Genomic DNA, 26,313 nt, shown 5'->3' with positions numbered 1-26,313 from the left:
ATTATCGGGTTCCCCACATATAGGTCTGCTTCTTGAGCTTGAGGTAGACGAAGCTCTCGGTGGAGCGCACTCCGGGGACGGCCCGGATGCGTCGGTTGATGACCTCCAGGAGGTGGTCGTCGTCCTCGCAGACGACCTCCACCATCAGGTCGAAGGAGCCCGCGGTCATCACCACGTACTCGCACTCGGGCATGGCCGCCAGCGCGTCGGCGACGGACTCCACGTCGCCCTCGACGTTGACTCCGACCATCGCCTGCCGGCGGAAGCCCACGGTGAGCGGGTCCGTGACGGCGACGATCTGCATCACGCCCTGGTCGAGCAGCTTCTGGACGCGCTGGCGCACGGCCGCCTCGGACAGGCCGACGGCCTTGCCGATCGCGGCGTACGGCCTGCGGCCGTCCTCCTGGAGCTGCTCGATGATGGCGAGGGAGACGGCGTCCAACTGGGGTCCGCCGTTCCGGGACTCGCGGGAGTCCTTCGGGTCTGCGCTTCGACTGGCCACGGCCTCACTGTGCACGACGTATCGACAGTTTCGCAAGGCCGGATCGATGAAATTCGTTGTCTGGATGGTTAAAGCCTGCGGATTTCGCACTCGAAAGGGGAGTGGGGGTGTTGAGAACGTCGGGTCTGCGTCTAGGGTGGGTGTCTCAGTCTCTGGACAGCTGAGAGAACCGAAGTCGACACCCGAACTTGGAGGGCCGGCAGTGAGCACCGAGCTGCGTCGTCTGCGCAACTACATCGACGGTGAGTTCCGGGACGCCGCCGACGGACGGACCACCGAGGTGGTCAACCCCGCGACCGGCGAGGCCTACGCGACCGCCCCCCTCTCCGGGCAGGCGGACGTGGACGCCGCCATGGCGGCCGCCGCCGCGGCCTTCCCGGCCTGGCGCGACACGACCCCGGCCGAGCGGCAGAAGGCCCTTCTCAAGATCGCGGACGCGTTCGAGGAGCGGGCCGAGGAACTGATCGCGGCGGAGGTGGAGAACACGGGCAAGCCCATCGGGCTGACCCGCTCCGAGGAGATCCCGCCGATGGTCGACCAGATCCGCTTCTTCGCGGGTGCGGCCCGGATGCTGGAGGGCCGCAGCGCCGGCGAGTACATGGAGGGTCTGACCTCCATGGTCCGCCGCGAGCCGATCGGCGTCTGCGCGCAGGTCGCCCCGTGGAACTACCCGATGATGATGGCCGTCTGGAAGTTCGCCCCGGCGCTCGCCGCGGGCAACACGGTCGTCCTGAAGCCCTCGGACACCACCCCCGCCTCCACGGCGCTGATGGCCGACATCATCGGCTTGATCGTGCCCAAGGGCGTCTTCAACGTCGTCTGCGGCGACCGCGACACCGGCCGCCTGATGGTCGAGCACGAGACCCCGGCGATGGCCTCCATCACCGGTTCCGTGCGGGCCGGCATGTCGGTCGCCGAGTCCGCCTCCAAGGACCTCAAGCGCGTCCACCTGGAGCTGGGCGGCAAGGCGCCTGTCGTGGTCTTCGAGGACACCGACATCGCCAAGGCCGTCGGCGGCATCTCCGAGGCGGGCTACTTCAACGCCGGCCAGGACTGCACCGCGGCCACCCGGGTGCTGGTCCACGAGTCGATCCACGACGAGTTCGTGAGCGCCCTCGCCAAGGCCGCGTCCGAGATCAAGACCGGGCAGCCCGACGACGAGGACGTCCTCTACGGTCCGCTCAACAACCCCAACCAGCTCAAGCAGGTCTCCGGGTTCATCGAGCGCCTGCCCGCCCACGCCAAGGTCGAGGCCGGCGGTCACCAGGTCGGCGACAAGGGCTACTTCTACGCCCCGACCGTCGTCTCGGGCCTCAGGCAGGACGACGAGATCGTCCAGAACGAGGTCTTCGGCCCGGTCATCACCGTCCAGGCCTTCCGCGACGAGGACCAGGCCGTGGAGTGGGCCAACGGCGTCGACTACGCGCTGGCCTCCTCCGTGTGGACCAAGGACCACGGCCGCGCCATGCGGATGTCCAAGAAGCTCGACTTCGGCTGCGTGTGGATCAACACCCACATCCCCCTGGTCGCCGAGATGCCGCACGGCGGCTTCAAGAAGTCCGGCTACGGCAAGGACCTGTCGTCGTACGGCTTCGACGACTACACGCGGATCAAGCACGTGATGACGTCGCTGGACGCCTGACGCGCCCGCGGCGCGGCCCCGGACGGAAGTTCTCGTCCGGGGCCGCGCCGTTTCCGTCTCCGTCCACGCCGGAGTGCGGCACGTGATCGACAAGGTGTCGGGTCCGGGCCGGTCCGCTCGACGCGGCGTCAATTGTCCGGCGCCGCGCACGGGCGGCATGCTGCCCGGATGCCCCTGACACCGAAGTCGTCCCCGCTCTCCCGCCGGACCGTGCTGCGCGCCCTCGGCGCCGGCGCCGCCCTCGGCGGCCTCGCCGGCTGCGGGGTGCCCGCCGCGTACGTGCCCGCCGGGGAGCGTGCCGCCGCCGATCTGTCCGCCACCGACAAGCGGCTCACCTGGGCGAACTGGCCGCTCTACATCGACACCGACGACGGGCACCCGAACCGGCGGCCCACGCTCGCGGCGTTCGAGAAGCGGACCGGCATCTCCGTCGACTACGTCGAGGAGATCAACGACAACGACGAGTTCTTCGGCAAGATCAGCCCGTCCCTGATGAACCGCCAGCCCACCGACCGCGATCTCGTCGTCATCAGCGACTGGATGTGCGGCCGCTTCGTCCGGCTCGGCTGGGTGCAGGAGATGGACCGCTCCCGGCAGCCCAACGTCACCAGGTACCTGGATCCGCTGCTGCGTTCCCCCGCCTTCGACCCGGGCCGGAGGTTCACGGTGCCCTGGCAGTCGGGCATCACCGGCATCGCGTACAACCGCCGCAGGATCGGCAGGGAGATCCGGCGGGTGTCCGACCTGTGGGCCGACGACCTCAAGGGCCGGGTGACCCTGCTCTCCGGACTCGACGAGGCGTTCGCGCTGCTGATGCTCGGCAACGGCGTGGACATCACCGACTGGGCCGAGGACGACTTCCACACCGTCTGCGACCAGGTGGAGAAACAGGTCGGCCGGGGCCAGATCCGCCGCTTCACCGGCAACGACTACATCAAGGACCTCTCCGGCGGGGACGTCCTCGCCTGCCAGGCCTACTCCGGTGACGTGATCCAGCTCCAGGCGGACGACCCGGACATCGAGTTCGTCGTTCCCGAGGAGGGCGCCGAACTGTGGGCGGAGTCCCTCATGATCCCCGACCTGGCCCGTCACAAGGCCAGCGCCGAGCGGCTGATCGACCACTACTACCAGCCCGAGGTCGCCGCCGAACTGGCCGCCTGGGTCAACTACGTCTGCCCGGTCCCCGCCGCGCGGGACGTGCTCGCCTCCAGCGACGACGCGGACACCGCCGCCCTGGCCGAGGACCCGCTGATCTTCCCGGACGCGGCGATGCGCGAACGCCTCGCGATCGCCAAGGACATCCCGGCGGGCCGCCGCGCGGAGTTCGCGAAGCGGTGGAACGGGATCGTGGGCGTGTAGCAGACTGACCGGCGTGAACAATTCATCGCGTGAGGAAATGGTCGGGGGCGCGGTCACGCTGGGGCTGCTGGCCGCCTGGGCCCTGCATGACGCCGAGGAACTGGCGACCGTGCCCGGCTGGTGGCGGCGCAGCCTGCCCGCGCTGCGCGAGCGGTTCCCGGCCGTGCCGGAGACGGTGTGGCGCCGCGTCGCGCCGGCCGATCCCCGGGAGTTCGCGGTCGCGGTGGGGGCGATGGCCGTGATCGTGGGCTCCGCGTCCGCCGCGGGACGGCTGACCGGCGGCCGGTCGGCCGCGTACCAGACCGCGCTCAACGCCTTCGGCCTGCACGGCCTGGTGCACCTCGCACAGGCGGGGCTCGTCCGCGGCTACACGCCCGGGTCCGCGACCTCGCCCCTGCTCGTCGTGCCGTTCACGCTCTGGGCCCGCCACCGGCTGCGCCGGGCCGGCGTCCTGCGTGCCACGCGCCCGCGCGACCTCGCCCTGGGGCTCGGACTCGCGGGCGCGGCGACCGTCGTGGCGCACACCGTGGCGCGGCGGGTCGTCCGGTCCGCCTGAGCGCGGCCGCGCTCGAGACCGGGCCGGGGGAACCGCCCTGTGTACGGGCCCGGTTGCGGGGCTACGCCCCCGCGGGCCGGTGGCCGGCGCGCAGGGCGCACAGGGCGTCGACGCGATTGGTCGTGATCGAGTCGACGCCCAGGGCGATCAGGCGGCGCATGGAGCGGCGGGTGTCGGGCGTCCACACGGAGAGCAGGTGGCCGCCGTCGTGCACGCGCTCGGCCAGCGCCCGGTCCACCAGCCCGAACCGGTAGTTGAGCCACCGCGGCCGGACGGCCGCGAGCAGCGCGGGCCGGGGCGGCGCGACCGTCGTCCAGGTCAGGGCGATCTCGGCGGCCGGGTCGGCGGCGCGCACGGCGAGCATGGCCGCGGGGCCCGCGCAGTAGTACACGCGGTCGTCCGCCCCGCACTCGCGCACGGTGTCCACCACACGGCGTGCCGCACGCACGTCGGGGACGCCGGGCAGGTCGAGCATCACCCGGCTGCCGGCGCAGGCGGCCAGCGCCTCCGCGAGCGTCGGCACCTGCCCCTCCGTCAGCTCGCTCACCTCCCGTGCGGACAGTGAGCGCAGCGACCTGTCCCGCTCCCACAGCCGTTTCAGCGTCTCGTCGTGCAGGAGCACGGGCACGCCGTCCCGGGTGAGGCGGACGTCGACCTCCACCGCGTCCGCGCCGCGTGCCAGGGCGGAGCGCAGGGAGGTGATCGTGTTCTCGCGGAAGCGGTAGGGGTCGCCGCGGTGGGCCACGGCGGTCACGTCGCGCGGGGGATTCACGGTGAGCGGCCGTCTCAGGAGGCGAGCCAGGCGGCGGTGTACGTCTCGATCTCGTCCCGCAGCCGGGCCTTGCCGGGCCCGTCCAGGAAGGAGGCCTCGACGCCGTTCTTGGCCAGGCCGGCGAGCCCGCGTTCGTCGAGGCCGAGGAGCCGGGCGGCGACGGCGTACTCGTTGTTGAGGTCGGTGCCGAACATCGGCGGGTCGTCGGAGTTGATCGTCACCAGGACGCCGGCGCTCACGAACTCCTTGATCGGGTGCTCGTCCAGGGTGCGCACCGCGCGCGTGGCGATGTTCGAGGTCGGGCACACCTCGAGCGGGATCCGGTGCTCGGCGAGGTGGGCGAGCAGCTTCGGGTCCTGCGCGGAGCTGGTGCCGTGCCCGATGCGTTCGGCGCGCAGGTCGGTGAGCGCGTCCCACACCGTCTGCGGGCCGGTCGTCTCGCCCGCGTGCGGCACCGAGCGCAGCCCGGCGGCGATGGCCCGGTCGAAGTACGGCTTGAACTGCGGCCGCCCCACGCCGATCTCGGGACCGCCGAGCCCGAAGGAGATCAGCCCCTCGGGGCGCAGCCGGTCGTCGGTGGCGAGCCGGGTCGTCTCCTCGGCCGACTCCAGACCGGCCTCGCCGGGGATGTCGAAGCACCAGCGGAGCACGGTCCCGAACTCCGCCTCGGCGGCCTTGCGGGCGTCCTCGATCGCGTCCATGAACGCGCCCTCGTCGATACCGCGCCGGGTGGAGGAGAACGGGGTGACGGTCAACTCGGCGTAGCGCACCTGCTGACGGGCCATGTCCCGGGCCACCTCGTACGTCAGCAGCCGCACGTCCTCCGGGGTGCGGATCAGGTCGACGACGGACAGGTACACCTCGATGAAGTGCGCGAAGTCCGTGAACGTGAAGTAGTCGGCCAGCGCCTCGGGGTCGGTGGGGACCTTGGAGTCGGGGTGGCGGGCGGCGAGTTCCGACACGATGCGCGGGGAGGCGGAGCCGACGTGGTGGACGTGCAGTTCGGCCTTGGGCAGTCCGGCGATGAAGGCGTGCAGGTCGCGCGGGACGTCGGGCTCGACGAGGTGCTCGGTCAAGGGTTCCTCCCCGGAACGGCGTCCCGGTGCCGCCCGGGTGCGGGCGGGTCCTGCGGGACGCGGGTGATCGGCTGATCGGTGACTCGGGATCATCGTAGGCCGGGGCCGTGCCGGGCGGGGCGGGGCCGTAGCATGACGGGACGTTCGAACAGAGGGGATCCCGCGCATGTCCGACGACGCGCAGCCGCCGCGAGCCGACGCGCAGGCGCCGGACGCCGCGGGCGACGGTTCCACGCCCCGGCCGAATCCGCCGGGTGCCGGGCGTTCCGGCGGTACGTGGGCCGCGCCGGCCGGCCGGGGCGACGGCGGCCCCGCGGACGCGGTCCCCGGAGTCGGCCTCGGCAAGGCGGACGGCCACGCGGAGAGCCCCGCGTGGCCGAGGGCGGCGGGACAGGACGCCGGCGCGGACACTTCGGCCGACCCGTGGGCGCCGCCGGCGGACGACGCCGCGCCCGGCGGCCCCGGCGGCACCCTCGCGTCCGACGGATCGGCGCCGTGGCCGGCCCCGTCCGTCCACGACCAGCAGACGGTCACCTCCCTGCCGGCCACGGGCATGCAGCCCCCGCCGTGGGCCACCCCCGGAGCCGCGGCACCGGCGGACGGCACGCCGAGCCCCTACGCCCCGCCCGGCGCGGCGGCCCCTCCGAGCGGCGCCGACCCCTTCGCCCCGCCCGGCGCGGCGGCCCCTCCGAGCGGCGCCGACCCCTTCGCCCCGCCCGGCGCGGCGGCCCCCTCGAGCGGCGGCGATCCCTTCGCGCCTCCGGGTGCGGCGGCTCCTCAGCACGCCGGCCCCTTCACGCCCCCGGCCGCGGCGGCCCCGCCGGGCGGCGCCAACCCCTTCGCGCCGCCGGTCCCGGCACCGCCGTACGCCGGGCAGGACCAGGCCGTTCCCCCGCCGCCCATCGGCCCCGACGGTCCCGGGCAGGTCCCCTACGGCTATCCCGGTGGTCCCGGACTCCCCGGCCAGGGCGGCTACGCCGTCCCCCAGTCGCAGGGCTACTACGGCTGGCCCGGCATGGCGCCGTTGCCGAGCAACGGGATGGGCACGGCCGGTCTCGTCCTCGGCATCGTCGCCGCCGTCGTCTTCTGCCTGTGGCCGCTCGCGATCGTCCTGGGCATCCTGGGCGTCGTCTTCGGCGCGCTCGGCCGCGGCAAGGCCGGCCGGGGCGAGGCCACCAATCCGGGGCAGGCCCTGGCCGGCGTCATCTGCGGAGTCGTCGGCATCGTGCTCGGCGTCGGCTTCGGCGCGCTGGTGATCTTCACCTAGCGGCCGGGCCGGCCCGGCCGGTCGTCACGGTGACCGGCCGGACGGTCGCGGGCCGGCCCCCTCGGCGCTCGGCCCGGGGGCCCGCCCGGCGAGATGGCCCCCGTCGCCCCTGTTCAGCGCCCTTCGGTGCGCCCCGTCACCGCATCCCCCGCAGTCGTCCCCGCGCGGCCATCAGCGCGAACCCCAGCAGATTCGCGCCCCGCCACCGCTCCGGGTCCGTCGCCGCCTCGTCGTCCGCCGCGAGGCCGATGCCCCACACCCGGTCCACCGGGCTCGCCTCCACCAGCACCCGCTCGCCGGTGTCCAGCAGGAAGGCGCGCAGAGCGGGGTCCGAGGCGAACTTGTGGACGCTGCCCTCGACGACGATCCGGAACCGCTCCCGCTCCCACACCGCCTCGTCGAAGCCGCGCACCAGCCGCCCCGCCTTCTTGGCCTCCGCCGGGTGGCCCGCGGCCAGTACCCGCCGCTCCGCCTCCGGGTCCTCGAAGAGCCGCGCCTTGCCCGCCATCATCCAGTGCTCGGCGGTCGCGTACTCCACGCCGTCCGCGGTGAAGGGCGACGGCCACCACTGGCTCAGGCAGCTCGGCCCGACGCGGCCGTCCGGAAGCGGCCGGTGCCCCCAGAAGCAGAGGTACTTGACCCTCGCCCCCGCCCGGACCTCTCCGAGCAGCGCTTCCCTGCTGTCGATCATGTCCCCCGCCCCCGTGGTCCTCTCCATGCACGCGAGTCTGGCACGCGCCACGGACACTCCGTCCGTCCTTTTCCGTGGCGACTCGACACCTGGTCGACAGATTCCGTCGCGTAACCAAATGGCAACAACGGAATCACTTGTTGGGGACCAGGTGCTCTGCCAGGATCGGCACTCACATCGAGTCTGAGCCACGCCGGCCCCGTCAGGGGGACTCCCGTCGCGGGCCCTCCGGTCCCGGAGACCCGCCGCGGGGACATCGAGGAGAGCCGTCATGCACAACCCGGGCCATGCCACCCCGGACCGATTCCCGGCCCAGCAGCGCTTCGCGGACGGCGCGCAGTACATCGCCGGCCGCCTGACCAAGGGCACCTCCGGCCGCACGCACACGGTCGTCGACCCGGCCACCGGGGAGGACGTCCTCACCTACGAGCTCGCCGGTGCGGACGACGTCGACGCGGCCGTCGCCGCCGCGCGGGCCGCGTTCCCCGGCTGGGCCGGCGCCACCCCGGGCGAGCGCTCCGACGCCCTGCACCGGTTCGCCGCCGTTCTCGCCGAGCGCGCCGAGGACTTCGCGCGCGCCGAGTCCCTGCAGTGCGGCAAGCCGCTGAAGCTGACCCGCGAGTTCGACGTGCCGGGCACGGTCGACAACGCGGCCTTCTTCGCCGGCGCCGCCCGTCACCTCCAGGGGCAGTCGGCCGGCGAGTACTCCGGCGACCACACCTCGTACGTCCGCCGCGAGCCGATCGGCGTCGTCGGTTCCATCGCGCCCTGGAACTACCCCCTCCAGATGGCCGCCTGGAAGATCCTCCCGGCGATCGCCGCGGGCAACACCGTCGTGCTGAAGCCCGCCGAGATCACCCCGCTCACCTCGCTGATGTTCGCCCAGGCGGCCACCGAGGCCGGCCTCCCCGACGGCGTGATCAACATCGTCACCGGCACCGGGCGGGAGGCCGGTGAGCACCTGGTCGGCCACCACGACGTCGCCATGACCTCCTTCACCGGCTCCACCGCCGTCGGCAAGCGCGTCGCCGAGGTCGCCACGGCCACCGTCAAGCGCATCCACCTGGAGCTCGGCGGCAAGGCGCCCTTCCTCGTCTTCGACGACGCCGACCTCGACGCCGCCGTCAACGGCGCGGTCGCGGGCGCGCTCATCAACACCGGCCAGGACTGCACCGCCGCCACGCGCGCGTATGTGCAGCGGCCCCTGTACGACGCCTTCGTGGAGCGGACCGCGGCCCTGATGGACACCGTCCGCGTCGGCGACCCCTTCGCCCCGGACACCGACCTCGGCCCGCTGGTCAGCCACGTCCAGCGGGACCGCGTCGCCGGCTTCGTCGACCGGGCGCGCTCCTACGCGCGCGTGGTGACCGGCGGCGAGGCCCCGCAGGGCGAGCTGAAGGACGGCGCCTACTACCGGCCGACCCTGATCGCCGACGCGGCCCAGGACAGTGAGGCCGTCCAGGCCGAGATCTTCGGACCGGTCCTCGTCGTCCTCCCCTTCGACGGCGACGACGAGGGCATCCGGCTGGCCAACGACACCCCCTACGGGCTCGCCGCCTCCGCCTGGAGCCGGGACGTGTACCGCGCGAACCGCGCCACCCGCGAGATCAAGGCGGGCTGCGTGTGGGTCAACGACCACATCCCGATCATCAGCGAGATGCCCCACGGCGGATACAAGGCGTCCGGCTTCGGCAAGGACATGTCCGCCTACTCCTTCGAGGAGTACACGCAGGTCAAGCACGTCATGTTCGACAACACCGCGGTGGTCCGCAAGGACTGGCACCGCACCGTCTTCGGGGACCGATAGCCATCACGCCAGGCCGCCGACCACGGCCGACCCACCCGAAAGGGCAACCACGCGCATGGAGCAGTACGAGCCCGACCGCCTTTCCCCGGCCCAAGTGGCCGCCATGCGGCGCAGTCTCACCAACGGCAGGGCCGCCCTCACCCGCCGGTCGCTGCTGCGCGCCTCCACCGGCGGCGCGCTCGCGGTCGGCGGCCTCGGGACGCTGAGCGCCTGCGGAATCCCCGCGGCCGGCAAGACCGAGGGCGGCGTCTCCTCGGAGGACCGCTCGGCCGAGGAGAGGAAAGTCGTCTTCTCCAACTGGACCGAGTACATGGACGTCGACGAGAGCGGGCGGCGGCACCCGACGCTCCAGGCGTTCACGAAGCGGACCGGCATCCAGGTCACGTACACGGAGGACATCAACGACAACAGCGAGTTCTTCGGCAAGATCCAGCCGCAGCTCGCCGCGGGCCAGGAGAGCGGCCGCGACATCATCGTGCTCACCGACTGGCTGGCCGCGCGGCTGATCCGGCTCGGCTGGGTCCAGAAGCTGGACCCGTCCCACCTGCCGCACGCCTACGCCAACCTGTCGCCCCAGTTCCGCAGTCCGGACTGGGACCCCGGCCGCGCCTACTCGTATCCCTGGCAGGGCATCTCGACGGTCATCGCCTACAACAAGAAGGCGCTGGACGGCATCGAGGTCGGATCGGTCTCCGACCTGCTCGACAACCCCGGGCTCAAGGGCCGTGTCGGCTTCCTCACCGAGATGCGCGACACCATCGGCATGGTGCTGCTCGACATGGGCAAGGACCCGGCCCGCTTCTCCGACGACGACTACGACGCGGCGATCGCCCGCCTCCAGAAGGGCGTCGACAGCGGCCAGATACGCCGCTTCACCGGCAACGACTACACCTCCGACCTCACCAAGGGCGACTTCGCGGCCTGTCTGGCCTGGGCCGGCGACGTGGTCCAGCTCAAGGCGGACAACCCCGACGTCGAGTTCGTCATCCCGGACAGCGGCTACATCACGTCGAGCGACAACATGCTGGTCCCCAACAAGGCCCGCCACAAGACGAACGCCGAACGGCTCATCGACTACTACTACGAGCCCGGCCCGGCCGCGGAACTCGCCGCCTACATCAACTTCGTCTGCCCCGTCGACGGCGTGAAGGACGAGCTGGCGAAGATCGACGAGGACGCGGCGAACAACCCGCTGATCATTCCCGACAAGGCCATGCAGGCCCGGTCCCGTTCCTTCCGCTCCCTGAGCGCGAAGGAAGAGACGGCATACGAAGAGAAGTTCGCGAAGCTCACTGGGGCGTGACGACGATGAAGACGACGACAGACGCGACGGACCGCGGCGGCGACGTCCGCCTCTCCGGCATCAGCAAGACCTACGGCTCCTTCACCGCCGTGCACCCGCTCGACCTGACCGTGCCACAGGGCTCCTTCTTCGCCCTGCTCGGCGCGTCCGGCTGCGGCAAGACCACGACCCTGCGCATGATCGCCGGACTGGAGGAGCCCAGCACCGGCACCGTCCACCTCGGCGACCAGGACGTGACCGCGCTCCCGCCCTACAAACGGCCGGTCAACACGGTCTTCCAGTCCTACGCCCTCTTCCCGCACCTCGACATCTTCGAGAACGTCGCCTTCGGCCTGCGCCGGCGCGGCATCAAGAGCGTGAAGAAGCAGGTCCAGGAGATGCTCGACCTCGTCCAGCTCGGCGAACAGGCCCGCAAGAAGCCGCACCAGCTCTCCGGCGGCCAGCAGCAGCGCGTCGCGGTCGCCCGCGCCCTGATCAACCACCCCAGGGTGCTGCTCCTCGACGAGCCGCTCGGCGCCCTCGACCTCAAGCTGCGCCGCCAGATGCAGCTGGAGCTCAAGCGCATCCAGACCGAGGTCGGGATCACCTTCGTGCACGTCACGCACGACCAGGAGGAGGCCATGACGATGGCCGACCAGGTCGCCGTGATGAACGCGGGCCGCGTCGAGCAACTGGGCGCGCCCGCCGACCTGTACGAGAACCCGCGGACCACCTTCGTGGCCAACTTCCTCGGCACCTCCAACCTCATCGAGGCGGAGGTGGACACCCGCAGCGGAGACGACGTCGTGGTGCGGGCGGCCGGCGACAAGCTGGTCCTGCCCGGCGCCCGCTGTTCCGCGCCGGCGCGGGCCGGCGGCAAGGTGCTGGTCGGCGTGCGCCCGGAGAAGATCAGCCTCACCCACGCGGACGAGGCCGGATCCATACCCGAGGGCCGCAACCGCATCACCGGGAGGATCAGCGGCACCAGCTTCATCGGCGTCTCCACGCAGTACGTCGTGGACTGCGTGGCCTGCCCCGAGTTCGAGGTCTACGCCCAGAACATCGACCGCGACCCCCGCCTGGTGGCCGGCGCCGAGGTCGTCCTGCACTGGAACCCGGAGCACACCTTCGGCCTGGACGCGGCGCAGTCCCTGCATGCCGGGACGACGGGCGACGCGGGCCCGGCCGAGGAGGAGGCGGCCTGATGCCGACGCTCACCGAGGCGCCCCCGCCGCTCGCCCCGGCCGCACCGGAGGAGAAGCCCCCGCGCAGGCGGGGCCGGCTCACCCCGTACTGGCTGCTGCTGCCCGGCATCCTGTGGCTGATCGTGTTCTTCGCCGCGCCGATGGTCTACCAGGCCTCCACGTCCGTGCAGACGGGCTCGCTGGAGGAGGGCTACAAGGTCACCTGGCACTTCGCCACCTACTGGGACGCCCTGTCCGAGTACTGGCCGCAGTTCCTGCGCTCGGTCGCCTACGCCGCCTCCGCGACCGTGCTGTGCCTGCTGCTCGGCTATCCGCTCGCGTACCTGATCGCGTTCCGGGCCGGCCGCTGGCGGAACCTGATCATGATCCTGGTGATCGCGCCGTTCTTCACCAGCTTCCTGATCCGCACCCTGGCCTGGAAGACGATCCTCGCGGACGGCGGGCCCGTCGTCGGCGCCCTGAACACCCTGCACGTCCTGGACGTCACCAGCTGGCTCGGCTGGACCTCCGGCGACCGTGTGCTCGCCACCCCGCTCGCGGTGGTGTGCGGTCTGACGTACAACTTCCTGCCGTTCATGATCCTTCCGCTGTACACGTCGCTCGAGCGGATCGACGGGCGGCTGCACGAGGCGGCGGGCGACCTGTACGCGAAGCCGTCCACGGTGTTCCGCAAGGTCACCTTCCCGCTGTCGATGCCGGGCGTGGTCTCCGGCACCCTGCTGACCTTCATCCCGGCCACCGGCGACTACGTCAACGCCTCCCTGCTGGGCTCGGCCGACACCGGAATGATCGGCAACGTGATCCAGTCCCAGTTCCTGCGGGTGCTGGACTATCCGACGGCCGCGGCGCTGTCCTTCATCCTCATGGCCGCGATCCTCGCCATGGTCACCGTCTACATCCGCAAGTCCGGCACGGAGGATCTGGTTTAAATGACCTTCGTCAACTGGCTGAAGCGCCACCTGGTCGTCATCGCGGGCCTGTTCACGCTCGCCTATCTCCTGCTGCCCAACGTCGTCGTCACGGTGTTCTCGTTCAACAAGCCGAACGGGCGCTTCAACTACGCGTGGCAGCAGTTCTCCACGGACGCCTGGAAGGACCCGTGCGGGGTCGCCGGGCTCTGCGGCTCCCTGTCGCTCAGCCTCCAGATCGCCTTCTGGGCGACGCTGGGCGCCACCGCCCTCGGTACGGCGATCGCCTTCGCCCTGGTCCGCTACCGCTTCCGGGCGCGCGGCGCGATCAACTCGCTGATCTTCCTGCCGATGGCGATGCCCGAGGTCGTGATGGCCGCCTCGCTGCTCACCCTGTTCCTCAACATGGGGGCGCGGCTGGGCTTCTGGACGGTCCTCATCGCCCACATCATGTTCTGCCTCAGCTTCGTGGTGACGGCCGTCAAGGCACGCGTGATGTCGATGGACCCGCGCCTGGAGCAGGCCGCGCAGGACCTGTACGCCGGGCCCTTCCAGACCTTCGTCCGGGTCACGCTGCCCATCGCGGCCCCCGGGATCGCCGCCGGCGCGCTGCTCGCCTTCGCGCTCTCCTTCGACGATTTCATCATCACCAACTTCAACGCGGGTTCCACCGTCACCTTCCCCATGTTCGTGTGGGGATCGGCCCAGCGCGGGACGCCCGTCCAGATCAACGTCGTCGGCACGGCCATGTTCGTCGTCGCCGTGCTGTTCGTCCTGGCCTCCATGGTCATCGGCAACCGCCGCAATCGCCGCAAGGCGTGACGCACCGCCTCACGCATTCGTAGGGAGTTGAAATCATGGCCCCGAGCGCCATGAGCCGCAGCAACGACTGGACGAGATCCCTCTCCGACGCCCAGCCGGTCCCGTACTGGCTGGACGACCCCGGCCGCCCCCGCCCCGAGCCCGCCCTCACCGGTCCCACCACCTGCGACCTGCTGGTCGTGGGCGGCGGCTACAGCGGACTGTGGACCGCGCTGATCGCCAAGGAGCGCGACCCGGGCCGGGACGTGGTGCTGCTGGAGGGCCGCGAGGTGGGCTGGGCCGCCTCCGGCCGCAACGGCGGTTTCTGCGCGGCCTCCCTCACGCACGGGCTGTCCAACGGCCTCACCCGGTGGCCCGGCGAGATCCACCGGCTGGAGGAGCTGGGCGCCCGCAACCTCGACGCGATCGAAGCCGCGGTGGCCCGGTACTCCCTCGACTGCGAGTTCGAACGCACCGGCGAGATCGACGTCGCGACCGAGCCGTACCAGGCCCGGGAACTGGCGGACTGGTACGAGGAGATCCGGGCGAAGGGCCTCGCCGACGGCATCGAGTACCTGGACGCCGACGCCGTCCGGGAACAGGTCGACTCACCCACCTTCCGGGCCGGCCTGTACGACCGCCGGGGCGTGGCCATGGTCAACCCCGCCAAGCTCGTCTGGGGCCTCAAGCGGGCCTGCCTCGACCTCGGCGTGCGCATCCACGAGCACACCCCGGCGCTCACCCTGCGGCCGTACGGCGCCGGCATGTCCGTGCGCACCCCGTACGGCGGTGTCCGCGCCCGCACCGTCGCGCTCGGCACCAACGTCTTCCCGAACCTGGTCAGGCGGGTGCGCTCCTACACCGTCCCGGTCTACGACTACGCCCTGATGACCGAGCCGCTCACCGAGGGGCAGCTCGCCTCGATCGGCTGGAAGAACCGGCAGGGCCTCGGCGACAGCGCCAACCAGTTCCACTACTTCCGGCTGTCCGCCGACAACCGGATCCTGTGGGGCGGCTACGACGCGGTCTATCCGTACGGCGGCCGGGTGCGCGCCGAGTACGACGAGCGTCCGGAGACGTACGCCAGGCTGGCCGGGCACTTCTTCACCTGCTTCCCGCAGCTGGAGGGCGTCCGCTTCACGCACGCCTGGGGTGGCGCCATCGACACCTGCTCGCGCTTCTCGGCGTTCTTCGGCACCGCGCACGGGGGCCGGGTCGCCTACGCGGCCGGCTACACCGGCCTCGGAGTGGGCGCGACCCGGTTCGGCGCCGAGGTGATGCTCGACCTGCTGGCGGGGGAGCGCACCGAGCGCACCGCCCTGGAGATGGTGCGCAGGAAGCCGCTGCCGTTCCCGCCCGAGCCCTTCGCCTGGACCGGCATCGCGCTCACCAAGTGGTCCCTGGCCCGGGCGGACGCGCGGGACGGCCGGCGCAACCTGTGGCTGCGGACGATGGACAGGCTGGGCCTCGGCTTCGACAGCTGACCGGCCCTGACCCGGGGTGTGACGCGGTTCACCCCAACGAGTCGCACCGACCCGCGTAATGCCCGCCCGGAGACCTCCCTCTCTCCCATGACGCACCCCGCGTCCACGAGAGAGGGAGGTCTCCACATGCCTGGTGCGAAGACGGCGGTCGCGTGGCTGGCATCCGTCGCACCGGATCCCGAGTCCTGCCGCAGGGAGTGGGAGCGCGACCCGCGGGGGATCGCGCTGCTGCCCGCCGGCAGGGCCTGGGACGTGCTCATCCTGCCGAGCCGGCTCGGCTATCCGACCCTCGACGTGCTCTCCCGGGTCCTCGACCGACCGGGGCCCGTGCTCGTCGACTTCGGCGACGCGCGCACGGGCTTCCTCGTGCCGCCCGGCACCGCCGCCCGCTGGCTGGGCACCGGCATCCGGACGGCCGGACCCGGCACCTGGATCGTCGTGCCGTACCCGGGGCGGCCGTCGGCCTCCGGCGTCCGCTGGCTGATCCCGCCCGACGGGTCCGGCACGCTCACCGATCCCGCGCTCCTCGAACTGGCGATGCACGAGGCGGCGGCGGGTCTCGCGGCGGGGGAGAGGGGGCGGTGAGGCGCGCGAGGGGTTGACAACCGAATTGGTCTGGACCAAGTTGGGCGCGCTCCGCCCTCCCCATCTCCCCCCTGTCCGGAGGCACTTGTGGAACGCTCCAGACCCCTCGCCCGACGGCCCCTCGTCACCCTGCTCACCGCCGCGGCACTCGCCGTGTCCGGCCTGACCGCGCTCTCGTCGGCCGCGAGTGCGGCCGACGTGGACCTCGCGCGGAACGGCGGCTTCGAGTCCGGCCTCGACGGCTGGACCTGCACGGCCGGCACGACCGTGACCTCACCCGTGCACGGCGGCACCTCCGCCCTGAAGGCCACCCCGGCCGGCTCCGACAACGCCCGCTGCGCGCAGACGGTGACCGTGAGGCCCGACTCCGCGTACACGCTGTCGGGCTACGTCCGCGGCACGTACGTCTACCTCGGTGCGAGCGGCACCGGCACCACCGACGTCTCCACCTGGGCCCAGTCCGCCCCCGACTGGCAGCGCCTGACGACCGCCTTCCGCACCGGCCCGTCCACGACCAGGGTCACGATCTACACCCACGGCTGGTACGGCACCGGCGCCTACCACGCCGACGACATCTCCCTGACCGGGCCCGGCGGCGAGACGGGACAGCCCCCGGCGGTCCCGTCCGGACTGACGGCCGGCACCGTCACCTCCTCCTCCGTCGCCCTGTCCTGGTCCCCCGTCCCGGGCGCGACGGGCTACGCCGTCTACCGCGACGGCACCAGGGCGAGCACGGTGACCGGCACCTCCACCACCGTGACCGGCCTGACCCCCTCGACGGCGTACGCCTTCCAGGTCGCGGCGGTCAACGACGCCGGCGAGTCCGCCCGGTCCGCCACGGTCACCGCCACCACCGGCAAGGGCCAGGACGGCGGCGGATCCGGCCTCCCGGCCCACGCCCTGGTCGGCTACCTCCACGCGAGCTTCGCCAACGGCTCCGGCTACACCCGCATGGCCGACGTGCCCGACAGCTGGGACGTCATCGACCTGGCCTTCGGCGAGCCCACCTCGGTCACCTCCGGCGACATCCGCTTCACGCGCTGCCCGGTCACCGAATGCCCGAACGTGGAGAGCGACCCCGAGTTCAAGGCGGCGATCAAGGCCAAGCAGGCGGCCGGCAAGAAGGTGCTGATCTCCATCGGCGGCCAGAACGGCCAGGTACAGCTCTCGACGACCGCGGCCCGCGACATGTTCGTCTCGTCCGTCTCGAAGATCATCGACGAGTACGGCCTCGACGGCCTCGACATCGACTTCGAGGGCCACTCCCTGTCCCTGAACGCCGACGACACGGACTTCCGGAACCCGAGGACCCCGGTGATCGTCAACCTGATCTCGGCCGTCAGGACCCTGAAGGCCCGGTACGGCGACGACTTCGTGCTGACCATGGCCCCGGAGACCTTCTTCGTGCAGAACGGCTACCAGTTCTACGGCACCGGCAAGTGGGGCGGCCAGGACCCGCGCTGCGGCGCCTACCTCCCGGTCATCCACGCCCTGCGCGACGACCTGACCCTGCTGCACGTCCAGGACTACAACTCCGGCCCGGTCATGGGGCTCGACAACCAGTACCACTCCATGGGCGGCGCCGACTTCCACATCGCCATGACGGACATGCTGCTCACGGGCTTCCCGGTCGCGGGCGACGCGAACAACGTCTTCCCGCCGCTGCGCCCCGACCAGGTCGCGATCGGCATGCCCGCCTCCACCAACGCGGGCAACGGCCACGTCTCACCGGCCGAGGTCACCAAAACCCTCGACTGCCTGACCAGGAAGACCGACTGCGGCTCGTACACCACCCACGGCACCTGGCCGGGCCTGCGCGGCCTGATGACCTGGTCGATCAACTGGGACCGGTACGCGAACTGGCAGTTCCAGCGGAACTTCGACGCCTACTTCGGCTGAGCGGCAGCGACACACCCGTCAGCAGGACCGCCCCCAGGCACCAGCTGGCCACCACGTCCAGCGGCCAGTGGTAGCCCCGGCGGACCAGCCCGTAGGAGACGCCGAGGACGAGGACGGCGCAGAGCACGACGAGCAGGCGGCGCACGGCCGGCGCACGCAGCAGCGGAAGGAGCAGCAGCGTCGCCGCGCCGTACGCGACGACCGCCGTGGCGGTGTGGCCGGACGGGTAGTAGCCGACGGCCGGCGGCACCGCCGGGGTGCCGGGGCGGTCGGTCCACTCCTTCAGCGGGGCGACCAGCGCCGGCACCAGGACCATGGCCGCGACCCCGGCGAGGGGCGGCAGCCACCAGCGGTCCACACCTCTGGTACGTCCGAGCCACGCGACACCGGCCAGTGCGAGGGCGAGGACGGGCACCGCCACCTGCACGTTGCCCAGATCGGCCAGCAGCTCGGAGAAGCGGTCCGGGTGGACGAACGCCCGGCTCACCCGCTCGTCCATCCCCACCAACGGCCCGTCGGCGACGACCTGCCAGGTGATCAGGACGAAGAGCAGCACGGGCACGGCGAGCAGCCCGAGCGGGCCGCGGAGCGGGCGGGGTGAGGAGACCGGCATGGCACCAGCCTGCCAGGCTCCCGCTCTCGCGTGCGCTCACCGCCCGTGCGGAGCGTACGAGTGCCGCGGAAACGTGGGCGGGCCGGGTGAAAGCCCCCGAGCGAACACCGAGGGGCCGGCACAAGGGGGGGAGTGTGCCGGCCCCTCGGTGAACCACCGTCCCGGGTGCCGAGGCGGCGTCCTGACCGGAACGTCGCGCGCCCCGGGGGGTTTGGGGCGAGCGACCGTCCGATCGGTGAGGAGACCCGGAACCCTCGGGTCCCGGTTGTGTGCGCGAGGCACGACCAGGTCGAAGCTGGGGAGGCTCCGGCCTGAGCTTCCGCCCACGGTCCCCCGTGGGCGGGGTGCATCTCTCATCTGCGTAGAACCTACGGCAGGGGGTGGGCTCAGGACAGGGCCATCGGCGACCTGACATCCACCCCCCACACCTTCTTCACACGCTCTGCGGTTCGCCGTGCAGGCGTGCGAACCACGGCTCAGATGCGCGTTCGGCCGGTCGCGCACACGCGCGAGCCCGCACCTGCGGGTGCGGGCTCGCGGCGGGCTCGGGTGCGCGGTTCAGACGCGGGCGAAGCCCTGCTCGATGATGTCGAGGCCCTCGTTCAGCAGGTCCTCGCCGATGACCAGCGGCGGCAGGAAGCGCAGCACGTTGCCGTAGGTGCCACAGGTCAGGACCAGCAGGCCCTCGGCGTGGCAGGCCTTGGCGAGCGCGGCGGTCGCCTCCGGGTTCGGCTCCTTGGTGACGCGGTCCTTGACCAGCTCCACGGCGATCATCGCGCCGCGGCCCCGGACGTCGCCGATGATGTCGAACTTCTCGGCCATGGCGGTGAGGCGGGCCTTCATGACCTCCTCGATCCGCTTCGCCCTGGCGTTGAGGTCGAGCTCCTTCATCGTCTCGATCGCGCCGAGCGCACCCGCGCAGGCGACCGGGTTGCCGCCGTAGGTGCCGCCGAGGCCGCCGGCGTGCGCGGAGTCCATGATCTCGGCGCGCCCGGTGACGGCGGCCAGCGGCAGACCGCCGGCGATGCCCTTGGCGGTGGTGATCAGGTCCGGCACGATGCCCTCGTCCTCGCACGCGAACCACTGGCCGGTGCGGCAGAAGCCGGACTGGATCTCGTCCGCGACGAAGACGATGCCGTGGTCGGCGGCGAACTGGCGGATCGCCGGCAGGAAGCCCTTGGCCGGCTCGATGAAGCCGCCCTCGCCGAGCACCGGCTCGATGATGATCGCGGCCACGTTCTCGGCGCCGACCTGCTTGGCGATCTGGTCGATCGCCTGGGCGGCGGCCTCCGGGCCGGCGTTCTCCGGGCCGGTCGGCCAGCGGTAGCCGTAGGCGACCGGCACGCGGTACACCTCGGGCGCGAACGGGCCGAAGCCCTGCTTGTACGGCATGTTCTTCGCCGTCAGCGCCATGGTGAGGTTGGTCCGGCCGTGGTAGCCGTGGTCGAAGACGACGACCGCCTGGCGCTTGGTGTACGCACGGGCGATCTTGACGGCGTTCTCGACGGCCTCGGCGCCACTGTTGAACAGCGCCGACTTCTTGGCGTGGTCGCCCGGCGTCAGCTCGGCCAGCGCCTCGGCGACGGCGACGTAGCCCTCGTATGGCGTGACCATGAAGCAGGTGTGGGTGAAGTCGGCGAGCTGGGCGGACGCCCTGCGGACGACGGCCTCGGCGGAGGCGCCGACGGAGGTCACGGCGATGCCGGAGCCGAAGTCGATCAGGCTGTTGCCGTCGACGTCCTCGATGACACCGCCGCCGGCGCGCGTGACGAAGACGGGCAGCGTGGAGCCCACGCCCTGCGCGACCGCGGCGGTCCGGCGGGCCTGCAGCTCCTGCGACTTCGGGCCGGGAATGGCGGTGACGACGCGGCGCTCCTGCGGAAGTGCGGTCATGGGGGCTCCTGTGGCTCTTTTCGGACGCTTGCCTTCTTTTCTCGCAGGCTAGGACCGGGAGCGGGGGGTGGGCATGCTCCATGTGGGCGTTGTCCGCGCCGCCGGTTGTCCGCGGTGGACAGGTGGCGGACGGGGAGACATGTGGACACGTCGGCGCGGGCCCGGCCGCGTAAGCGGTGAACTCGCCCTGGGAGGGCGTTAGATTGGCTCGCGGACGGTGGACGGAGCGGCTGGTCAGGGGGCAACGGCGATGGACAGCGACGGCATGCGGGACACGCGGGGTACGCACGCGAATCCTGTGCCGCGTCCGGCGGGGCCCCCCGAGGTGCCCGCGGCGCCGCCGCGGCCGACCCGGCAGCCCGGGACGCCCCCGTCACCGGCGGTGCCCCCGCTGCCGGACGGCTCGGCGTTCCTGGCCTGGCTGCGCACCCCGCGCCCCGAGGCGCTGCCCGGCGTGTGGCGCTTCGGGCACCGGCCCCGGCCGGAGGAGGAGCCCGAGCTGATCCCGGCGCGGCAACTGCTGAGCGGGGCGCTGATCGCCTTCCTGGTCGGCTGGCTGATCTGGTCGCTGCTGTGGAACGGCTACCTCGGCGGCTGGTGGCTGCTGCCCCTCTACGCCATGATCCCGGACTCCTGGGCCGAGCCCCACAGCTTCGGCGCGGTCGTGGCCGTCTACGCCTACTACGTCCTGATCGCGGCGATCATCATGGTCGGCGTCGGCCGGCTCGGCCGCTGGAGTGAGATCTGGCGCCGCTACGGCCCGCCCGCCTGGCGCCGCGCCACCCCGGGCGGCGGCCCCCCGCCCGCCCCCGAGGAGGACCCCGCCGCCTGGCCCGCCCTGCGCGCCGCCGGTGCCGTCGACGCCGCCGAACGGCTCGCCGCCGACGCGCGCTCCGGGCTGATGCGGGACGTCGACCACGCCCGCATCGCCCGCGCCTGGCAGGGCGTGGTGCGCGGCCGGCACAGCCTCGCCACGTTCACCGGTGCCGTGCTCGGCCACGGCGCCGCCGCCTGTCCGCACCCCTCCGGCGCCCGCGACCTGCCCTCCCGGCAGGCCCGGCACGACCTGGTCACCGGGCAGGTACGGCTCGGCACGGCCGCCGACGACACCCGCAACCCCTACGCCTACCGCGGCGCCGGCCTCGCCCTCGGACCGGACCTGCTCGGCACCTCCCTGCTCGCCGTCGGACCGGCGGGGTCGGGCAAGACCGGCGCCGTCGTCCGGCCGGTCGCCGAGTCGCTGTGCCTGCACGCCCTGGCCGGCCGGGCCGCGGTCGTCGTGGTCGGCGCGGCCGGCGCCGGACTCGGCGCGGCCGACGCCTACGACGTCGTCGTACGGATCGGGAACCCGGACTCCGTGTACGACCTCGACCTGTACGGCGGCACGACCGACCCCGACGAGGCCGCCGCCGTCCTCGCCGAGGCCCTGGTCGGCGACCTCGCCGACCCCCACCCCGGCAGCGACACCCGTCGCTCCACCACCGTCCTCGCCCAGCTCCTCGGCCCGTTCCGGGCGGTGCACGGACGCTTCCCCGGCGTACCGGAGCTGCGGCAGCTCCTCGACGGGACGCCCGGGCCGCTGGCCGAGCTGCGCCAGGGCCTGCAGGAGACCGGACAGGAGTCGCTGCTGCGCGAACTGGACGCCCGGGAGCGGCAGATGGGGCACCCCGGCGACGTGGGCGGCGTCCTGGCCGACCGGGTGGCGCTCCTCGACCGGCCCGCCTTCGCCTCCTTCTTCGACACCTCGGGACAGACCCGGCCGTTCTCGCTCAAGGCCCTCGACCATCCGGTGCGGGTCCGCATCGACCTGCCCGAGCGCGGCCACGCGGACGCCTCGCGCATCCTGGCCCGGCTGGTGCTCGCCCAGTTCACGGCGAGCGTGTCGGTGCGGGAGGACCGGTCGCTGTTCGCCTGCCTGGTGCTGGACGACGCGAGCGGTGTCGTCACGCCGGAGGCCGTCCGGGGCGTCCAGCGGCTGCGCTCCGCCGGCGCCGGGGTCGTCCTGACCCTGCGCACCCTGGACGACGTACCGCGTCCGCTGCGCGGGCCGCTGCTCGGGTCCATCGGGTGCCGGATGGCACTGTCCGGGCTCACGCCCTGGGACGGACAGGACTTCGCCGAGGTGTGGGGCAAGGAGTGGACCGAGGCCCGGGACGTCACCGACCGGCAGATCATCGCCGAGACCCCGGCCGGCAAGGCCGTGCACATGCTGCGCCGGGTGATCACCGGAAAGGCGCCCACCGCGCGGGCGGTCACGGTGCGGCAGGTCGAGCGCGAGCGGTGGTCGGCGTCCGAGCTGGCGCACGCGGTGCCGGCGGGGCACGCGGTGCTGTCGCTGACGACCGTGGGCGGTGAGCACGCGCCGCCGCTGCTGGTGGATCTGCGTGGCTGAGGTCTCCCGCCGGGAATCCGCCGGGACCGTACGGTGAGGCAGAATCGACACAGGCCGTTCATGCGCGGCGGCCAAAAGATCACAGAGATTCCGCACCGCCCTCGCACACCTGTCGCAGACCTGAAGGCCCCATGCCCCCGACGCTCGCCTCGCTCGTCCACCACTCCGCGCTCAAGCTGACCGTGCGCGCGGGCGAGGACCGCCTCGACGTGCCGGTCCGCTGGGCGCACTCCAGCGAGCTCGCCGACCCCGTGCCCTACATGGAGGGCGGGGAGCTCCTGCTGATCACCGCGCTCACGCTGGACGTGCGGGACCCGGCGGCGATGCGCCGGTACGTGCGGCGGCTGGCCGGGGCCGGAGTGGTGGGGCTCGGGTTCGCCGTCGGAGTCCACTACGAGGACATACCGGAGGCGCTGGTCGAGGCCGCGCGGAAGGAGGGCCTGCCGCTGCTGGAGGTCCCGCGCCGCACCCCCTTCCTCGCCATCAGCAAGGCCGTGTCCGCGGCCATCGCCGCCGACCAGTACCGGGCGGTCACGGCGGGCTTCGCGGCCCAGCGGGAGCTGACCAGACAGGCACTGACCGACGGTCCGGAGGGGCTGCTGGGCTCGCTGGCCGCGCAGGTCGACGGCTGGGCGGCGCTCTACGACACCGCGGGCGCCGTCGTCGCCGCGGCGCCCGAGTGGGCGGGCCGCAGGGCCGCACGGCTCACGGCGGACGTGCAGCGGCTGCGCGAGCGGCCCGCACCGGCCTCCTCGGTGGTCGGCGGAACCGGTGACCCGGACCAGCCCGGGAACGCGGACCGCGTCGAGCTGCACTCCCTCGGCACCTCCCGCAAGGCCCGCGCGGCACTCGCGGTCGGTACGGCCGCGTCCCTCGGCACGGCCGAGCGGTACGCCGTCCACGCGGCCATCGCCCTGCTGACGCTCACCACGGAGCGCTCCCGCTCCCTGCACGCGGCGGAGCAGCGCCTCGGCGCGGCCGTGCTGCGCATGCTCCTCGCCGGCGAGCCGGACCACGCCCGCGCGGTCGCCGGGGACCTGTACGGCGACCTGCTCGACGCGCCCTTCCGGATGATCGTCGCCGAGCCGGCGTCGGCCTCGGCCGCCCGGGCGCACGCCGGGCCGCAGCCGGGCGTGCCCGTCGTCAAGCCCTCCGCGGCCGCCCTGGCGGCGGCGGACACCGGCGGCGACCCGCTCGGCGCCCTCGCCGAGGTCGTCGAATCGGCGGCGGCACGGGCCGGCGAGGCGGTCCTCGTGGTGCCCGAGGGGGAGCGGCTGGTCGTCCTGGCCACCGACGAGGGCGCGGCCGTCGCCGCCTGCGCCGAGTACGCCGCGGCCCTGGAGGCCGCCCGGCCGACGCCGGAGCCGATCACGGGCGGCGACGAGGGAGGGCTGGTCGTCGGCCTGTCGGCGCCGTCCGGACCCATCGCCGCGTCCGCCGCCTACAAGCAGGCCGAGCAGGCCCTGTCGGTGGCCCGGCGCCGCGGTCGTGTCTGCGTGGAGCACGAACACCTGGCCGCCGGCTCGGTGCTGCCGCTGCTCGCCGACGACGCGGTGCGCGCCTTCGCCGACGGACTGCTGCGGGCGCTGCGCGACCACGACGCCACCGGCCGGGGCGACCTGGTGGCCTCCCTGCGCGCCTGGCTGTCCCGGCACGGCCAGTGGGACGCGGCGGCGGCCGACCTCGGCGTCCACCGCCACACCCTGCGCTACCGGATGCGCCGCGTGGAGGAGATCCTCGGCCGCTCCCTGGACGACCCGGACGTACGGATGGAGCTGTGGCTGGCGCTGAAGGCGACGGCGCCCGAATAACAGGTGCGGACCACCGGCCCGTCACCAGCGCCCGTGGACGGGACGGGAAGGGGCGGCGGGGGCGACGAAGAATCCTGAACCCGGGCCCCGCCCCCACCCAAGTCCGCCAATCCGTCGAACCCCCGCCCCCCACCACTCCGACTCGGACAAACACCACTCGCCGCGCCCCGCCCTACCGTGGACCCCGCACACCCCGTACACACACCCCCAACGCGGAAGGGCCGGGACTCCCCTATGACTTCCACCCACGCCTTCTGGCTCGCCGGCCGCCAGGCCACCGGTGAGGACACCTTCGACGTCACGTCCCCCTGGGACGGCCGCACCGTCGCCACGGTGAGCCTGCCGACCGACGCCCAGGTCGAGGAGGCCGTGGCCGCCGCGTACGCCGTACGGGACGAGTTCGCCGCCACCCCCGCCCACGTCCGCGCCGCCGCCCTGGACCACGTCAGCCGCCGCCTGGCCGAGCGCACCGAGGAGCTCGCCCGGCTGATCTCCGCCGAGAACGGCAAGCCGGTCAAGTGGGCCCGCGGCGAGGTCGGCCGCGCGGTGTCCGTCTTCCGCTTCGCGGCCGAGGAGGCCCGCCGCTTCAACGGCGGCGAGGCGCAGCGCCTGGACACCGACGCCGGCGGCCAGGGCCGGCTCGCCCTCACCCGCCGATTCCCCAAGGGTGTCGTCCTCGGCATCGCGCCGTTCAACTTCCCGCTGAACCTGTGCGCCCACAAGGTCGCCCCGGCGATCGCGGCCGGTGCGCCGATCGTCCTCAAGCCGGCTCCCGCCACCCCCCTCTCCGGCCTGATCCTCGGCGACCTGCTCGCCGAGACCGAGCTGCCCGCCGGCTCCTGGAGCATCCTGCCGGTCTCCAACGACCGCATGCCCGCCCTGGTCCAGGACGAGCGGCTGCCGGTCATCTCCTTCACCGGCTCCGAGGCCGTCGGTTACGCGATCATGGACTCGGTGCCGCGCAAGCACTGCACCCTGGAACTGGGCGGCAACGGCGCGGCCGTCGTCCTCGGGGACTGGGCGAGCGACCAGGACCTGGACTGGGCCGCGGCCCGCATCGCGACCTTCTCCAACTACCAGGGCGGCCAGTCCTGCATCTCGGTGCAGCGTGTGATCGCCGACGCCGCCGTGTACGACCGCCTGCTGCCGCGCATCGTCGCCGCCGTCGAGGCGCAGGTCACCGGTGACCCCAACGACGACGCCACCGACGTCGGCCCGCTGGTCAGCGAGGCCGCCGCCGAGCGCGTGGAGTCCTGGGTCGACGAGGCCGTCGCCGCGGGCGCGAAGCTCCTCACCGGCGGCAAGCGGGACGGCGCCTCGTACGCGCCGACCGTCCTGACCGACCTGCCGGCCGATGTCACCCTCGCGAGCGAGGAGGTCTTCGGTCCGGTGCTGAGCGTGCGGAAGGTGAACGGCGAGGACGAGGCGTTCGCCGCCGTCAACGACTCCAAGTACGGCCTCCAGGCAGGCGTGTTCACGCACGACCTGCAGGCCGCCTTCCGCGCCCACCGCGCCCTGGAGGTCGGCGGCGTGGTCATCGGCGACGTGCCCTCCTACCGCGCCGACCAGATGCCGTACGGCGGCGCCAAGCAGTCCGGCGTGGGCCGCGAGGGCGTCAGGTTCGCGATGGACGACTACACCTACGAGCGGGTCCTGGTCCTGACGGGCCTCGCCCTCTGACCCACCCCTGAAGGACCGACGGCCCGAACCCACTGTGCGGGGGTTCGGGCCGTCGGTCGATCCCCCCCGTTCTCACCTGCGAGAACGG

21 protein-coding genes are annotated in these 26,313 nt (G+C 72.8%); 15 read left to right on the top strand and 6 right to left on the bottom strand.

Annotated features, from left to right (window positions below; all coding sequences use genetic code 11):
* Position 1 precedes the first annotated feature (1 nt).
* The gene (locus tag ACFWJB_RS16745; protein WP_386922984.1) at positions 2-517 is read right to left on the bottom strand and encodes an Lrp/AsnC family transcriptional regulator; all 516 of its coding nucleotides are present in this window, start codon (positions 515-517) and stop codon (positions 2-4) included.
* A gap of 187 nt (positions 518-704) precedes the next feature.
* On the opposite strand from ACFWJB_RS16745, the gene ACFWJB_RS16740 reads away from it, so the two are divergent.
* From ACFWJB_RS16740 to ACFWJB_RS16730, 3 genes are all read left to right on the top strand, one after another.
* Complete coding sequence (locus ACFWJB_RS16740; protein WP_386922982.1) at positions 705-2,144, top strand: gamma-aminobutyraldehyde dehydrogenase; 1,440 nt, start codon at positions 705-707, stop codon at positions 2,142-2,144.
* Between the two features lie 168 nt (positions 2,145-2,312).
* Positions 2,313-3,503 carry a spermidine/putrescine ABC transporter substrate-binding protein gene (locus ACFWJB_RS16735; RefSeq protein WP_386922980.1) on the top strand — a complete coding sequence of 397 codons (1,191 nt, stop codon included), beginning with the start codon at positions 2,313-2,315 and terminating at the stop codon, positions 3,501-3,503.
* Positions 3,504-3,516: 13 nt separating this feature from the next.
* Entirely contained in the window at positions 3,517-4,059 is a 543-nt protein-coding gene (locus ACFWJB_RS16730; protein WP_386922978.1) for an HXXEE domain-containing protein, read from the top strand.
* Positions 4,060-4,120: 61 nt separating this feature from the next.
* Here the strand turns inward: ACFWJB_RS16730 and ACFWJB_RS16725 are convergent, their stop codons facing one another.
* Positions 4,121-4,831: a glycerophosphodiester phosphodiesterase gene (locus ACFWJB_RS16725; RefSeq protein WP_386922976.1), complete on the bottom strand. Its 711-nt coding sequence runs from the start codon at positions 4,829-4,831 to the stop codon at positions 4,121-4,123.
* 14 nt (positions 4,832-4,845) lie between these two features.
* Positions 4,846-5,907, bottom strand: a complete 1,062-nt coding sequence (locus tag ACFWJB_RS16720) for an adenosine deaminase (RefSeq protein ID WP_385458582.1) — start codon at positions 5,905-5,907, stop codon at positions 4,846-4,848.
* Between the two features lie 166 nt (positions 5,908-6,073).
* Between ACFWJB_RS16720 and ACFWJB_RS16715 the strand changes: the two genes are divergently transcribed.
* A complete protein-coding gene (locus ACFWJB_RS16715; protein ID WP_386922974.1) occupies positions 6,074-7,174 on the top strand; it encodes a hypothetical protein in 1,101 nt (366 codons plus the stop codon).
* A 136-nt stretch (positions 7,175-7,310) separates the two neighbouring features.
* On the opposite strand, the gene ACFWJB_RS16710 is transcribed toward ACFWJB_RS16715, so the two are convergent.
* Complete coding sequence (locus ACFWJB_RS16710) at positions 7,311-7,916, bottom strand: NADAR family protein (RefSeq protein ID WP_385458578.1); 606 nt, start codon at positions 7,914-7,916, stop codon at positions 7,311-7,313.
* A gap of 220 nt (positions 7,917-8,136) precedes the next feature.
* Between ACFWJB_RS16710 and ACFWJB_RS16705 the strand changes: the two genes are divergently transcribed.
* The 8 genes from ACFWJB_RS16705 to ACFWJB_RS16670 all read left to right on the top strand — a co-directional run bounded on the left by ACFWJB_RS16705 (position 8,137) and on the right by ACFWJB_RS16670 (position 17,836).
* Positions 8,137-9,672 (top strand): gamma-aminobutyraldehyde dehydrogenase, encoded by a 1,536-nt coding sequence (locus ACFWJB_RS16705; protein ID WP_386922970.1) that lies wholly within the window; start codon positions 8,137-8,139, stop codon positions 9,670-9,672.
* 55 nt (positions 9,673-9,727) lie between these two features.
* Positions 9,728-10,975 carry a spermidine/putrescine ABC transporter substrate-binding protein gene (locus ACFWJB_RS16700; protein ID WP_385458574.1) on the top strand — a complete coding sequence of 416 codons (1,248 nt, stop codon included), beginning with the start codon at positions 9,728-9,730 and terminating at the stop codon, positions 10,973-10,975.
* Between the two features lie 5 nt (positions 10,976-10,980).
* Entirely contained in the window at positions 10,981-12,159 is a 1,179-nt protein-coding gene (locus ACFWJB_RS16695) for an ABC transporter ATP-binding protein (protein ID WP_385458572.1), read from the top strand.
* Entirely contained in the window at positions 12,159-13,088 is a 930-nt protein-coding gene (locus ACFWJB_RS16690) for an ABC transporter permease (RefSeq protein ID WP_385458570.1), read from the top strand. Before ACFWJB_RS16695 ends, ACFWJB_RS16690 begins: the two co-directional genes overlap by 1 nt.
* Positions 13,089-13,889 (top strand): ABC transporter permease, encoded by an 801-nt coding sequence (locus ACFWJB_RS16685; RefSeq protein ID WP_385458568.1) that lies wholly within the window; start codon positions 13,089-13,091, stop codon positions 13,887-13,889. It abuts the gene before it with no gap.
* 35 nt (positions 13,890-13,924) lie between these two features.
* Positions 13,925-15,352 carry an NAD(P)/FAD-dependent oxidoreductase gene (locus ACFWJB_RS16680; RefSeq protein ID WP_385458566.1) on the top strand — a complete coding sequence of 476 codons (1,428 nt, stop codon included), beginning with the start codon at positions 13,925-13,927 and terminating at the stop codon, positions 15,350-15,352.
* Positions 15,353-15,478: 126 nt separating this feature from the next.
* Positions 15,479-15,937 (top strand): hypothetical protein, encoded by a 459-nt coding sequence (locus tag ACFWJB_RS16675; RefSeq protein WP_386922967.1) that lies wholly within the window; start codon positions 15,479-15,481, stop codon positions 15,935-15,937.
* Positions 15,938-16,024: 87 nt separating this feature from the next.
* Positions 16,025-17,836: a chitinase gene (locus ACFWJB_RS16670; RefSeq protein WP_386922965.1), complete on the top strand. Its 1,812-nt coding sequence runs from the start codon at positions 16,025-16,027 to the stop codon at positions 17,834-17,836.
* Here ACFWJB_RS16670 and ACFWJB_RS16665 read toward each other — a convergent pair.
* Both ACFWJB_RS16665 and gabT read right to left on the bottom strand, forming a co-directional pair.
* A complete protein-coding gene (locus ACFWJB_RS16665; protein WP_386922963.1) occupies positions 17,775-18,449 on the bottom strand; it encodes a phosphatase PAP2 family protein in 675 nt (224 codons plus the stop codon). The two genes, ACFWJB_RS16670 and ACFWJB_RS16665, sit on opposite strands and share 62 nt — an antisense overlap.
* Before the next feature lie 558 nt (positions 18,450-19,007).
* Positions 19,008-20,342 carry a 4-aminobutyrate--2-oxoglutarate transaminase gene (gene gabT, locus ACFWJB_RS16660; RefSeq protein ID WP_386922961.1) on the bottom strand — a complete coding sequence of 445 codons (1,335 nt, stop codon included), beginning with the start codon at positions 20,340-20,342 and terminating at the stop codon, positions 19,008-19,010.
* Positions 20,343-20,592: 250 nt separating this feature from the next.
* Between gabT and ACFWJB_RS16655 the strand changes: the two genes are divergently transcribed.
* From ACFWJB_RS16655 to ACFWJB_RS16645, 3 genes are all read left to right on the top strand, one after another.
* Positions 20,593-22,734, top strand: a complete 2,142-nt coding sequence (locus ACFWJB_RS16655) for an ATP-binding protein (RefSeq protein ID WP_386922959.1) — start codon at positions 20,593-20,595, stop codon at positions 22,732-22,734.
* A 131-nt stretch (positions 22,735-22,865) separates the two neighbouring features.
* Complete coding sequence (locus tag ACFWJB_RS16650) at positions 22,866-24,545, top strand: PucR family transcriptional regulator (protein WP_386922957.1); 1,680 nt, start codon at positions 22,866-22,868, stop codon at positions 24,543-24,545.
* Positions 24,546-24,779: 234 nt separating this feature from the next.
* The gene (locus ACFWJB_RS16645) at positions 24,780-26,225 is read left to right on the top strand and encodes an aldehyde dehydrogenase family protein (protein ID WP_386922955.1); all 1,446 of its coding nucleotides are present in this window, start codon (positions 24,780-24,782) and stop codon (positions 26,223-26,225) included.
* The last annotated feature ends 88 nt before the right edge of the window (positions 26,226-26,313 follow it).

Source organism: Streptomyces sp. NPDC127100, from assembly GCF_042724095.1.
In the GTDB taxonomy this organism is placed as follows: Bacteria; Actinomycetota; Actinomycetes; order Streptomycetales; family Streptomycetaceae; genus Streptomyces.
The sequence above is the reverse complement of the archived record's forward strand: the minus strand, read 5'-3'. Positions and strand labels throughout refer to the sequence as shown.

Bases quoted from the DNA above. Each gene is read 5' to 3' on its own strand.
- ACFWJB_RS16735 (WP_386922980.1), top strand. From the start codon at position 2,313: ATGCCCCTGACACCGAAGTCGTCCCCGCTCTCCCGCCGGACCGTGCTG.
- ACFWJB_RS16715 (WP_386922974.1), top strand. From the start codon at position 6,074: ATGTCCGACGACGCGCAGCCGCCGCGAGCCGACGCGCAGGCGCCGGAC.
- ACFWJB_RS16705 (WP_386922970.1), top strand. From the start codon at position 8,137: ATGCACAACCCGGGCCATGCCACCCCGGACCGATTCCCGGCCCAGCAG.
- ACFWJB_RS16700 (WP_385458574.1), top strand. From the start codon at position 9,728: ATGGAGCAGTACGAGCCCGACCGCCTTTCCCCGGCCCAAGTGGCCGCC.
- ACFWJB_RS16695 (WP_385458572.1), top strand. From the start codon at position 10,981: ATGAAGACGACGACAGACGCGACGGACCGCGGCGGCGACGTCCGCCTC.
- ACFWJB_RS16690 (WP_385458570.1), top strand. From the start codon at position 12,159: ATGCCGACGCTCACCGAGGCGCCCCCGCCGCTCGCCCCGGCCGCACCG.
- ACFWJB_RS16685 (WP_385458568.1), top strand. From the start codon at position 13,089: ATGACCTTCGTCAACTGGCTGAAGCGCCACCTGGTCGTCATCGCGGGC.
- ACFWJB_RS16680 (WP_385458566.1), top strand. From the start codon at position 13,925: ATGGCCCCGAGCGCCATGAGCCGCAGCAACGACTGGACGAGATCCCTC.
- ACFWJB_RS16675 (WP_386922967.1), top strand. From the start codon at position 15,479: ATGCCTGGTGCGAAGACGGCGGTCGCGTGGCTGGCATCCGTCGCACCG.
- ACFWJB_RS16665 (WP_386922963.1), bottom strand. From the start codon at position 18,449: ATGCCGGTCTCCTCACCCCGCCCGCTCCGCGGCCCGCTCGGGCTGCTC.
- gabT (WP_386922961.1), bottom strand. From the start codon at position 20,342: ATGACCGCACTTCCGCAGGAGCGCCGCGTCGTCACCGCCATTCCCGGC.
- ACFWJB_RS16655 (WP_386922959.1), top strand. From the start codon at position 20,593: ATGGACAGCGACGGCATGCGGGACACGCGGGGTACGCACGCGAATCCT.
- ACFWJB_RS16650 (WP_386922957.1), top strand. From the start codon at position 22,866: ATGCCCCCGACGCTCGCCTCGCTCGTCCACCACTCCGCGCTCAAGCTG.
- ACFWJB_RS16645 (WP_386922955.1), top strand. From the start codon at position 24,780: ATGACTTCCACCCACGCCTTCTGGCTCGCCGGCCGCCAGGCCACCGGT.